Here is a 12,055-nt window from a genome sequence, read left to right on the forward strand (position 1 = left end):
TTTGTGAAAATATTTAATACGAAGAAACTTTATTCACAGATATGTCAAAATATATATTAAGTGACAAAGCTATTTCTGGTAATGATGAATGGGGCGCGTCGGAGCCCGTGAGCGGCCATGCGATGTGTAAAGTTTCACATAACGGGGTGATTGGGCCCATTTGATGGAAGCCGGTGCTTTGACCGTGTTGTCTGCATGACGAACAATTCATGGCGCATAGCCCAAGGCAGGACAATCATGCGCGGGCAGAGCGGGTTGGGCTATTTGGCGGCCTGCATGCGATAGCCCAGCCCGGTTTCAGTCAATAGCAGCTTGGGGCGCACGGGATCCTGTTCGATTTTTTGTCGCAAATGTCCCATCAGCACCCGTACAGCCTGAGCATCAGACTTTTGGCTCCCGCCCCAAACACCCTCAAGAATATGCTTATGGGTCACAATCTGGCCAGCATGGGTCGCCATCAGCTTGAGTAATTGGTACTCTCGATGTGTCAGTTGGACGAGTTGACCCCGCAAGGTCACACTGCGCTGGGTGAAATCGATGACAAGGTCGTCAAAAGTTGCAACCCCGCCCCCTCCGGCGGCACGGCGGGCATTATGCCTAAGCGCCACGCGCAAGCGGGCCAAGAGTTCGCGCAGATCATAGGGTTTGTTGACATAATCATCTGCGCCAGCATCGAGCGCCTCGATTTTTGCTTCAATGCCTTCGCGCGCAGTGACCACCAGGATTGGTACAACCGACCATTCGCGAATGCGCCGGACAACATCAATCCCGTCTATATCTGGCAGTCCTAAATCCAGAAGAATGCAATCCATCGGCTCATTCGCGATCAGTTTAAGCGCTTCGAGTCCAGATTCACGGTGGCGCACTCGGCACCCAATGGCGCGCAGCGCGGGTTCGAGGGTCCGCGTGATTTCGATCTCATCATCGACGATCAAGATACGTTCAGACTGCTGCACGATGTCCCTCCACAACTGACATTGGGAAACGTACGCGGAAGCATGCTCCACGTTCACCATCAGGCTTATCAATCACCGTGATAGTCCCACCAAGTGCGTGGATGAAGCCGTTCGCAATAGCTAGGCCAAGTCCCAATCCACTGCGTGACTTGGATGATTGGGGTCCGCGCGCCCAACGCTTGAAGATCTCCTCGCGATAGGGCGGGGCTATGCCAATGCCTTCGTCGCAGATCAGGATGTCAAAGAACGGACCAACTTGAATGGTGACCCTGACTGGGCTGCCCGGCGGGGAGAAATCGAGGCAATTCTCAACGATATTATGCAAGGCCTGATCAAGCAAAACAGGGTCGCATTGAATCTCAACATCAGCGAAGCTTCCATCCCAGATCACACTGCTGCGATGCTTGTGCATGCTGAACGCTTCAAGCAGGCCCCCCATCACGTCCCGCACGTCAACGACTTGCAGGTGTGCTTTGATCGCGCCGCTATCGAGTTGGGCTGCCGTCAATAGTTTTGAAACAAAGCGGCTGAGACGCTCAGCACCGATGCGAATTGAGCGCGCCAAATTGACCTTTTCGGCTTCAGAAATGGCGTGATGATGATCTTCAAGCGTCGCCGCAGAAGCGATAATTGACGAAAGAGGCGTCCGAAAATCATGCGCCACCGAGTTAATGATGATGGCGCGCAAGGATTCAGCAGCCGCGGCAACTTTTGTATCCTCAAGCTCTTGTTGCAGGCATATTCGGGTCAGCGCACCTTCGGCTAACTTGGCGAGCATCGCAAATGACTGGTCGGTACCTGCCGATATCTCACCTGCTTTAGTTGGATAGATGAAAAGGCTGTTCTCTGGGCCGCAGAGTTCGATGACACGCGCCTGATGGCTGCTCTTGGGCTGCCTGCCGCGACCCTGCGATCCGGCAGCTATAGGTGTGGCGTCGTCAGTTAAGCGTGGATGCTCGGCACTGATTTGCCAGCCCAAGGGGCAAATCGCCTCTGCGGCTTCCTGGGCAATCACGGCAACCAGATGGGTATCTTTAGAAATCAGAGCCCGACAGGCCGCATCAAAAAGGGCTTCAAGCTGTTTGGCTCGTTCCAAGGCCGCTTGGCCGCGATCACGGGCTTGCCCAGCAAAATGCGCAATAGCCAACGCAACAGAAAGGAAGATCAGTAGTACCAAAAAATCATCTGGCGACGCCAATTGGAATGTGAACCGTGGCTCGACCAAAAGGAAATTGAACAATGCAAAGGAAACGAGCGCGGCAACGAGCGCCATTCGCCTTCCGGCTTGGGTCGCTGCCAAAATCACCCCAACTAAAAACAATGGGGCCGCATCTTCGATAACATCGCGTTCAATCAGGACAGTTGAGACAAGCGCCGAAATGATTGGTAGGCCGACGCTGAGGCTTATGCCCTTCAGCGCGTCGACAAGCCTGTTGCCATTTGTTTGAAACAATTGCACGCACATACCCTGAAACAAACGCCCGTTTGAACCACGCTACGGATTATTGGGCGTCTTGGCTGCCAAAGGTTAGGCCACTTGACTTGGCCTATTGATTGGCAAGGTGAATGCCTCAGCGTCAAGGAAAATCAAGATTATAAACGCATTATATCTCTGTGAGTAGAATGTTGTGCGCAGCAATATTTGTCTGATCTTTTGAAAAATTGATCAAAGGTTGGTAATCGAGAGCGTTCCTTCAATTTTCACACACACCAAGGCTTGCTGCAACCTTTTGAGCAAACATGCGATTGCATTAAAGGAAGTGTGGGCGGATTTGTGGGAACTTTAGTTTGTACGCCAATAATGCGCGTCGATACTGGGCGCGCCATCACACGCGACATGTCCATGGCGAACAAGTCGGGTCATATGTGCCATGACCGAATGGCAAGCAGCGGGCCACAAACGCTGGTCGACCGCCGCATACATAATCGGCACCATTTCTTTAATTGTTGCTCGGCCCTGTTCGAGGCAGGCAAGAATTTGGGCTTCTCGGTCTAGACGATGATCGCGATAGGCTGCAACGAAAGGCCCTGGTTCACGAATAGGCGGACCGTGGGTCGGCCAGATCGTTGCAAAATTGCGTGCTGCGATCTTGTCGAGACTTGTCAGGTAGGCGTCCATGTCGCCATCAGGTGGACTGATGACTGTTGTTGACCAACCCATAATGTGGTCGCCTGAAAACAGACAGTTTTCTTCCAAAAGTGCATAGCACATGTGGCCCGACGTATGGCCCGGTGTGGCGATGGCTTCCAGCGTCCATCCATCGCCTTGGATCAATGTCCCGTCATGGAGCGCTGAATCGGGCCGGAATTGGGTGTCATCACCGGCTTCAAGTCGGACCTCGGACTCGGTGGGAAGGGGGGCTTCACCGGACGCCAGAACCGAGCATCCTGCCCATCGCGCTAATGGATGGGCCAGCGGACTATGATCCATGTGAGAATGGGTCACGAGAACATGGCTGACGGTTTCACCAGCCAAAATCTGTTTTAGTGCCTCAAAATGTTCCACCAGATCGGGACCTGGGTCGATCACACACACATCGCCATGGCCAATGATGTATACCCCTGTGCCCGTGTAGGTGAAGGGGCCAGGGTTATTGGCAATCACCCGCCGGATCAGCGGACTGACCTGTTCCACTTTGCCATATTCAAACTGGATCTCGCGAACGTAAGGAATCGCCACCGGCATCATATCTCTCCAACAGCCTGAGGCCGAGTTTTGTTAAGTGTCTTGTTCAGCGCCGATGCAAGCGCATAGGTTGCTTTCAGTTTGTCAGGTAGCGGCAAGGCGATCGGTGGACCCATGTCAGTTCGATTCGCATCGACGATATAGATCAATCCGCTCGCCCGGTCGCGCAAGATGTCCAAACCACCCCAATCGAGCTTCAAAATTGAGCAAAAACGCCCGATTGCGTCGATTTCGTCTGAGGAAAACACGTCCTCGACTGGCCTTAGCCAACAATCGGAATTGTCATTGGAAAACCGAACGGCCTCTGGACGACGCTTGATGAAAACCACGACGGGAACACCGCCAATCGTGGGGGTGCGCAAATCTTCCATCAAGCCATCATCGCCACGATTATCGATTAGGCGCTGATAGACTTTATCGGCTTGGGGCGGGCAGGGCAGGGTAACGATGCGACCATCGTGGATGCCATTGGCCTCACCCTTTTCAACAGCCTCGCCGCTGTCTGTTAGCGGGTTGAGAGAAAGGCTGTAGCCGAAAGCGGCTTCAAATGCGGCTGCAACCGTCGACTTACTCAAATCGTGAGCGGCGAAGTTCCAGCGTGGTTTATCATCCTCGGGCAATCGGACAGGCCGGCTGCGCGTTTGATCTTCAAAATGCATCCAGATGTCAGGCGTTTCGCCCGCGCGGGCCGGACGTCCACCTGCCAGAAAAAGGCTTGGCCAAATCAAATACCACGGTCTGGCCGGATCAGGGGCAAAGCCCACAACCGGACCGCCACGCAAGCGCGGGCTGAAGATCACAGCGAGAAAATAAACACACCAATGGAAGACTTCGCTCAGATGGGCGGCATCGAAGGGGACACGCGCCCCGGTCTTGCGCACAGTGACCCCGCGCCAGCTCCAGTCAAAATCGCTCAATATCGAGGTCACGCGGGTTTGGCCTTTAGCAGGGGACGACTGGTCCTTTAGGGGGTGAGCGTGAGCTTCAGGCGATTCGGCGTCGGTCACGTAACAATCCGGCTTCTGGGTGAGGTGTTCAAGGTAAGGCTACGTCCTCAGGTGCCAGATTGTTACAGCGATATGTGTCTGCGCTGCAGTTAGTGGCCTGCCGCTTTAGCGGACAACTGCTGCAGCAAGGGGGCAAGCCCCGACAAATCATAGCCGCCATGACGGGCGGCTTCGATAAGGTGAGCAGGTTCTGCGCCTTGGCTTGCTTGCGCCAAAGCCCACAAATTGGTTGATCGTGTGCCGCTCCGACAATAGGCCAACACCGGACCCTTGCTAGAGGCCAAAGCTGCTGCCATCGCCCCAACAGCGGCTTCTGGGATGCCACCTGCGATGGGGATGTGAGTGAATTGTAGACCCAGTTTCTCACATGCCGATGCAATGGCAGCAACGGGCAATTGACCTGGTTCTTCCTGGTCTGGACGGTTACAAATGATTGCCACAAAGCCTTGGCGTGCTGCTTCGGTCACGTCTTCTTCACTGATCTGCGGTGCGGCTGAAAAGGTGGGCGTGATGGTGCGAAAAGCGCTCATGGGCCAAAAGTCTCCGGGCTAAAAGGACGGCCTCGAGCCTAACGGATACCCATGTGGGGGTCCAGCCTGACGGCCGCCATCTGCATGATTTCTGCCCGAAATCGGCAAATCCGACAGAGCTTTGCAATCAATCTCTTGTCATCGTCGGTGCTGGCATCCTCCGTTGACATTCCATCAACCATCATCAATTGGTTGCCGACAGGGCAGGCCCAACCTACTGGCCAGTCCATGTCAAGACAAAAGGACCTGTCACGTAATGCTGGCCTATTCGATGCGACGGATCATGGTGGCCATCCCAACCATGTTTGTCATCATAGCGGTGGCTTTCTTCATGATGCGCTTGGCACCGGGCAGCCCGTTTGATACCGAGCGAGCCGTCTCGCCAGAGATTCGTGCGCAGCTCTTGGCCTATTACGGCTTTGACAAGCCGCTCTATGTGCAATTCCTCGACTATCTCAAGGGGTTGGCGAGTTTTGATTTAGGCCCATCGCTCATTTACAAGGACCAGACCGTCAGCGAGATCATCGGCTCTGGCTTCCCGGTTTCGATGACAATTGGTCTGTGCGCGCTGTTGCTGGCGATTTGTGTCGGTGTGCCTATGGGGCTGTTTGCTGCACTCAAGCAGAACTCCGCCCCTGATTATTCGATCATGGCGATTGCCATGGCAGGTATTTGCATCCCGTCGCTGGTTGTAGGGCCGATTTTGTCACTTGTATTCGGTGTCTATTTGGGCTGGTTGCCAACCGCTGGCCTCGATCTGGGGCGCATGACCTTTGAAACGCTTGTCTTGCCGGTGGTTACACTTTCACTGGCGCAGATTGCGATTATTTCCCGCCTTGTGCGCTCGAGCGCGGTCGAAGTTTTGCGGTCCAATTTCATTCGCACGGCCCGGGCCAAAGGGTTGCCTGAAAGTCAAGTTTTGTCCAAGCACGCGTTGCGCGCAGCTCTTCTGCCGCTGGTTTCCTATTTGGGACCAGCATGCGCGGGTTTGATCACCGGCTCGGTGGTTGTCGAAACCGTGTTTCAATTGCCCGGCATTGGCAAGAATTTCGTCAACAGCGCGCTTCAGCGCGACTATCCGGTGGTGATGGCAGTGGTCATTCTTTATGCCTGCCTGATCATTCTTCTCAATCTGCTGGCCGACCTCGCCTATGGCCTGCTCGATCCGAAAGTCAAATACGAGTGACCTTGCTGACCCCTCAACACGAAAAGGCCCAACTTCTCGAAGCGGCTGTTCAGGGCCGCTCATTATGGGAGGATGCGCGCCGGCGGCTGTTCCGCAACAAGGCCGCAGTCGGCAGCATGATCGTGCTGGCCACGTTGACCTTGCTGGCAATTTTTGGTCCGTTTTTCTGGCCCCATGATTATGAGACCATCTATAATGATCGGGTGCTGATTGGGCCAACTTTGGAGAATTTGCATATATTTGGCACTGATCCGCAGGGCCGAGACCTGTTTGTTCGCCTACTTTATGGCTTGCGGATGTCGCTGGCAGTCGGTTTGGTTGCAACCGGCGTATCCTTGCTGATTGGGGTGATTTGGGGGGCGACCGCGGGCTATATCGGTGGGCAAGTCGACCAGATCATGATGCGCATCGTCGACGTTCTGTACGCGCTGCCTTTCATTTTCTTCGTCATCATTTTGATGGTGGTGTTTGGTCGCGATCTCATCCTGATCTTTGTCGCTATTGGAGCGGTTGAATGGTTGACCATGGCGCGGATTGTGCGGGGACAGACTATTTCGCTGCGCAAGAAAGAGTTTGTTGAGGCGGCCGAGGCTGCCGGAGTTGGCAGCGCCAGTATTGTAACCCGTCATATCGTCCCCAATGTCTTGGGACCCGTGGTGGTTTATGTGACGCTGACCATTCCAGCTGTCATTCTGACGGAGAGTTTCCTGAGTTTCTTGGGGCTGGGTGTGCAGGAGCCAATGACAAGTCTGGGCAATCTGATTTCGATTGGCGCGCGTGAAATGGAGATCGCACCCTGGCTGTTGATCTTCCCGGCTGCGACCATGATGATCACGTTGTTCTGCTTTAACTTCATTGGCGATGGCCTGCGTGATGCCATCGACCCGCGCGACCGCTAGTACCTCGCCGGGGCTTATTCAACCCGGCGCACGCGATAGCCCTTGTTACGACCTTCCACAGTCAGAATGTAGGAGCCCATGGCCGCTGTCCGGATCGTAACATTGAATGGTGGCCGGCGCGGGCCATTGAGTTCTCCAGCCTCTACAAGTCGCCAAACTTGACCATTTTCAAGGGTCAGCACAACCCGGTCCCCAGCCATGCGTTGACTGGTAACCACGAAGGTTTGCTCTTCAATATCAACTTCATTGGCGGCGGTGGCCGCGTCAGTCGATCCTCCTGACTTCTTGCCAGAACCGAAAGCTGGAAGACCGAGCTTTGGCAGTGAGGGTAAGGAAAAACCAAATGCCTCCCGCCGGACTTTTTCCACCCTTTGCTTGTCAAAGGTCACAATTTCAGACTTTTCTTCTTTTGCCATAATGGCGGCAACGGCACCATCATAACAGGCCAGCCGCTCGGTTGGATCGGTCTTGTCCGCGCAGGCATAGATCGGGCTTAGGGGGGAAGGGCTTGACGGGGCAGAACCAGCAGTAGATTGGGCCTGTGATAGGCCCGAGACTGCAACAAATGCGGTTGCAAAAATGCCAATGCTGATTTTGTTCATGTCACGTTACCTTCACAAATCGTAACAAGGCTGAAGCTGGACTGCTTGATTGCCTAGCCGAGGCGGGCTCGCCCGCGTTAGATGTTATATCTTAACCTGATGGGGAAAGACAAAGAAATGAAAATCACACGCCGGTCGCTCGCCGCTGCCACGACAGCTCTTGTGCTTTGCTTTGGTCTAGTCTCTTGCGGCGGCGGCGGTTCTGACCCTGACCGTGCCCGGACGTTGCATATCGGCAATGGCGCTGAACCTCTGTCGCTGGATCCTCATCAAGCATCAGGTGTGTGGGAAAATCGAATTATTGGCGACATGCTGCAAGGCCTCACGACCGAAAACGCCCAAGGCCTGCCTATTCCTGGCATGGCGACTGAATGGTCGACCAGCCCGGATGGGCTGGTGTGGACCTTCAAACTGCGTGATGCCAAATGGTCAGATGGTCAGCCTGTGACCGCCAATGATTTTGTGTTTGCCTGGCAGCGCATCATGACCACGACGCCGCCGGCCAAATACGCCTCCATTCTGTTTGTGGTAAAAAACGCCGAGAAAATCTATAATGGCGAGATCAAGGACCCCAATCAGCTGGGAGTTCGTGCCATTGATGACCGTACCTTAGAGGTCACGCTTGAGCATCCAGCGCCCTATCTTCCTGGCCTTCTGACCCATTACACCTCATTCCCCATCCCCAAACACGTGGTGGAAAAGGTCGGGAAGGACTGGATCAAGCCGGAAAACTTTGTCGGCAATGGGCCTTATAAACTGCAACAATGGAAGCCGAATGACTTTGTCCATTTGGTGCGGAACACCAATTTTTACGACAATGCCAATGTCTGTATCGACCAAGCCTTCTTCTATCCAACCGCTGACGATAATGCCGCAGAGCGCAAGGTGCGGGCAGGGGATTTGGATATCAACACCAATTTCTCGGGCGCACGTCTGGAAGAGATCAATAAGAATTTGCCAGGCTATGCCCGCATCCACGGCTATACAGGCTTGACCTATTACATCTTCAATATGCGCAAGGATGTGTTCAAGGACGTCCGCGTGCGGGCTGCTTTGTCGATGACAGCCGATCGCGATTTCATCACAAAGCAGATCCTGAAAGCCGGCCAGCAGCCTGCTTATAGTTTGGTGCCTCCGGGCATCAATGATTATCAAACCGGAGCCATGACGGTCGATTTCAAAGATCAGAACATGGAAACCCGTTATGCTCAGGCTCGCAAGCTCTTGGAAGAAGCGGGCTATGGCCCCAATAAGCCGCTGAAGTTCACGTTCAGCTTCCGAAACACCGGTGACAATCCCCGCGTCGCGCCAGTGGTGCAGCAAAATTGGGCTAAAATCGCCCCGTGGGTGCAGGTTGAGATCCTCGGCGGTGAAGCCCAAATCCATTATGAGAAACTGCGTACTGGTGATTTTGAGCTGGGGGATGCGGGCTGGATCTCGGATTTTAACGACGCCAAAAACTTCAGCTTCCTGTTTCAGACCAGCACCGATCAGCTCAATTACGGCAAATACTCCAACGCGGAATATGATCGTCTAATGGCTGCCGCCGATCTGGAGAAGGACACGCTTAAGCGCGCCAATATGATGAAGCAGGCCGAAGCCATCGTCCTGAAAGAACACGGCTTTATGCCGATGTGGTTCCTCACCAACCGCAATTTGGTCAGTCCTCGTGTGACTGGCTGGGTCGATAATGCCGTGGATATTCACCGCGTGCGCTATTTGTGCACCACCGACGCCCAAAAGGCTCCGGCACCGGCTAAACCCTGATAATTTATCGGTGTTTGAAATCTATCAAAACGAAAGCCCGGCAGATCGTTCTGCCGGGCTTTTTTTGGCGCTGTGGCCAAGGGTCAATTCGACGCGCGCTTGGACACGGTTGTTTTTAACCCCGGCTCCTTGAACGAGGCAGAAATATTCCCGCAATTATTGCTCATCCAGTCGAGGATAAGGGTGAGGAATTGAGTGCGCTGCTCCGGTGTTGATTCCAGGCCACCATGGGCCATTTTGGGGATTTCAACATAGCGGAAAGTTGCGCTCGGGTTGACTTGGCGCATGCGTGCGGCCGCAGTGCGAGAATGTATGGTATCGGCTTGGCGGTCATAATCACCGTGGAAGATCAACCAAGGGATTTTGACCTGGTCGAGATTCTGCATGGGGTCAAAGCCCGTCACAGTGACACCTTGAAGGATGCGCGACAGTCGATTGGCACCCCAATTATTTGCTAAACGCGGCAAATCGATAACAGGTGCGCCGGAAATGGCGCATTGCCATAGCCCGGCCGAGCGCCCTCCAGAGCGAGTCGCTGCGGCTGCTGCGGCAAAGCCGCCATAGGAAAATCCATACATCATCATCCGATCAGGGTCGACAATACCTTGTTTGACCAGCCAACGGGCCCCGTCATCCTTATCATCCTGCATCAGGGCACCCCATTGCTTGTCACCGCCCTTCCACAAGGCTTTGCCGAGCCCCCGGGAGCCGCGATATTGCGGCAAGAGAACCGCAAAACCTCGGGTAGCAAACATTTGGGGCCAGTAACTTAAGTCAAAATCCATATCGTCGCGGGCCCACGGGCCGCCATGGGGCATGACCACCAGAGGCAAGCGCCCATCGCGCTCTTTATTGTAGCCCGGGGGCAAATACAGAATGGCCGGTATCTGGAAGCCATCACTGGCCGGATAATAGAACCATTCGGCAGGGCCCAGATTCTTGCGATCCCAGCCTTCCAGCGCCGCGCCAATTTTGATCAATTGGCGCTCGTTCTTCAGAAGATAATAGGTGGTTGGCACATTGGGCGCTGTTGCGGTAACCAACACATTGGCACCGCCATTTCGGCTGCCAAATCTGATATTAGTGCCAGGCAAGGCACGCTCTAAAAGCGCTTGCAGACGCTTGTCCACAGGGTCAAAGTATTGGCACTCGGTTGAGGGGCCGTCCCAGCAAAATGTACGCAGGGGGTCTTCGGTCAACGCGTCCTCATCATTGGCTGTTCCGAAACTCGCTGACGAGATGTCAAATTCAGTATTCTGGACAATTGGAGGGCCTAATGTGTCGCTCGCGATGTCATACTTTGCCAATACACTGAAATTTGTGTCTTTATTGGTGATGACGTAGAGTGACTTGTTGTCATTGGAAATGTGCGCAGGCTGAAGCGAGAAGCGGTCATTTAACGAATAGGTCAAGCCCTTTAGTTCCTGCCATGGTGCATCGGCGGTTTCGCGGAATAGGTATCGATAAGTATAGATACCATTTGCCACTCTGATTTGTCCCTTAAGTTTGATTGTGCCATCCCCATCAGACCACAAAAACTCTTCGTCTTCAGCTGTGCGAGCAATGCGGTCTTGTCGACCGGTCTTGAGATTGAGGCGAACAATCTCGGATCCTGATACCCGCTGAACCTCTAGGAGAATGACATCCTCTTCCTTAGGCAGGCGATTGAAGACATTGTAACCAATGATAAAGTCATCATCGCGGGTGTTGGTTGTTTGCTCATTGGAAATGTCGAGGAAAGAGGATCCATCAAGGTTGGCGATGGCCGCCCGACCATACCAGTCAGAATTGGCACCGGCACTAACTGGCTGATTGGCAAAAACAATAAGTTTGGAGTTACTCACAAAATTCAATCCGGTGAACCGCATCGTTCGCGATCCGAACTGCATGGGTGGCTTGCTCATATCATCAGTTGACCACACCCGAACCACGGGGTTCTGTCCTGGAAGCCCAGCGATGGCGGCAATATGCTTGCCGTCTGGGCTGATCCTTGCCCCCCAAATCGAAAAATCTTGCGACATAGTGTTGATCGGAAGTGCCGGGCCGGTTGGCTTAAACCCATCTGCCTGGGTCTGGCTTGACATCGTAATGGCACACATGAGGCTGGCTGCCGTGAGAAAAAATTGCCTGAAGTGCATTCTAAACTCCTGATCTCGGTTCATTGAGGCGGGAGAACATTCCCTTGTAACAACAGTCGATCACGATACTTCACGGAGCAAACTTTCGTGAAAGTATGCTGCTTTTGCGGGGCAACAAATCACAAAAATCCCATATCAGTCAGAGTCTAAAGACTGTTGCAAACATGTTACTCAATAGTTTTAATTTTGGTAACCATGCAAAAACACATCAACCGAGCCTTGCAACCCAATTTGATCCGGGTTCTAACATGCCCCCATCGCAACATCTTAAATCCTTAGTGCGT

General features: G+C 53.7%; 10 protein-coding genes. 3 read left to right on the top strand and 7 right to left on the bottom strand.

The features are described 5' to 3' along the window. Positions 1-260: 260 nt before the first annotated feature. The 5 genes from PbB2_RS12860 to PbB2_RS12880 all read right to left on the bottom strand — a co-directional run bounded on the left by PbB2_RS12860 (position 261) and on the right by PbB2_RS12880 (position 5,179). Complete coding sequence (locus PbB2_RS12860) at positions 261-956, bottom strand: response regulator (RefSeq protein ID WP_238165010.1); 696 nt, start codon at positions 954-956, stop codon at positions 261-263. Beyond that, positions 943-2,415 carry a sensor histidine kinase gene (locus PbB2_RS12865; protein ID WP_192576331.1) on the bottom strand — a complete coding sequence of 491 codons (1,473 nt, stop codon included), beginning with the start codon at positions 2,413-2,415 and terminating at the stop codon, positions 943-945. Before PbB2_RS12865 ends, PbB2_RS12860 begins: the two co-directional genes overlap by 14 nt. Before the next feature lie 324 nt (positions 2,416-2,739). Next, complete coding sequence (locus PbB2_RS12870; RefSeq protein WP_108985793.1) at positions 2,740-3,642, bottom strand: MBL fold metallo-hydrolase; 903 nt, start codon at positions 3,640-3,642, stop codon at positions 2,740-2,742. Next, complete coding sequence (locus tag PbB2_RS12875; RefSeq protein ID WP_108985736.1) at positions 3,642-4,649, bottom strand: hypothetical protein; 1,008 nt, start codon at positions 4,647-4,649, stop codon at positions 3,642-3,644. The genes PbB2_RS12870 and PbB2_RS12875 overlap by 1 nt, the downstream gene beginning before the upstream one ends. An 89-nt stretch (positions 4,650-4,738) precedes the next feature. After that, positions 4,739-5,179, bottom strand: coding sequence for a protein tyrosine phosphatase family protein (locus PbB2_RS12880; protein WP_108985737.1), 441 nt, complete (start codon positions 5,177-5,179; stop codon positions 4,739-4,741). Positions 5,180-5,435: 256 nt separating this feature from the next. Between PbB2_RS12880 and PbB2_RS16305 the strand changes: the two genes are divergently transcribed. Together PbB2_RS16305 and PbB2_RS12890 are read left to right on the top strand one after the other, a co-directional pair. Beyond that, on the top strand, positions 5,436-6,365 hold the full coding sequence (locus tag PbB2_RS16305; RefSeq protein WP_238165011.1) for an ABC transporter permease: 930 nt from the start codon (positions 5,436-5,438) through the stop codon (positions 6,363-6,365). Continuing rightward, the gene (locus PbB2_RS12890) at positions 6,362-7,264 is read left to right on the top strand and encodes an ABC transporter permease (RefSeq protein WP_238165012.1); all 903 of its coding nucleotides are present in this window, start codon (positions 6,362-6,364) and stop codon (positions 7,262-7,264) included. The genes PbB2_RS16305 and PbB2_RS12890 overlap by 4 nt, the downstream gene beginning before the upstream one ends. A 14-nt stretch (positions 7,265-7,278) precedes the next feature. Here PbB2_RS12890 and PbB2_RS12895 read toward each other — a convergent pair whose 3' ends face one another. After that, positions 7,279-7,866, bottom strand: a complete 588-nt coding sequence (locus PbB2_RS12895; protein WP_108985740.1) for a hypothetical protein — start codon at positions 7,864-7,866, stop codon at positions 7,279-7,281. Positions 7,867-7,983: 117 nt separating this feature from the next. Here PbB2_RS12895 and PbB2_RS12900 point away from each other — a divergent pair, with 117 nt between their 5' ends. Further along, positions 7,984-9,633: a peptide ABC transporter substrate-binding protein gene (locus PbB2_RS12900; RefSeq protein ID WP_108985794.1), complete on the top strand. Its 1,650-nt coding sequence runs from the start codon at positions 7,984-7,986 to the stop codon at positions 9,631-9,633. A gap of 83 nt (positions 9,634-9,716) precedes the next feature. Here PbB2_RS12900 and PbB2_RS12905 read toward each other — a convergent pair whose 3' ends face one another. Beyond that, the gene (locus PbB2_RS12905) at positions 9,717-11,717 is read right to left on the bottom strand and encodes an alpha/beta hydrolase family protein (RefSeq protein ID WP_238165013.1); all 2,001 of its coding nucleotides are present in this window, start codon (positions 11,715-11,717) and stop codon (positions 9,717-9,719) included. Positions 11,718-12,055: the final 338 nt, after the last annotated feature.

This window comes from Candidatus Phycosocius bacilliformis (assembly GCF_003112735.1).
Lineage (GTDB): Bacteria > Pseudomonadota > Alphaproteobacteria > Caulobacterales > Aquidulcibacteraceae > Aquidulcibacter > Aquidulcibacter bacilliformis.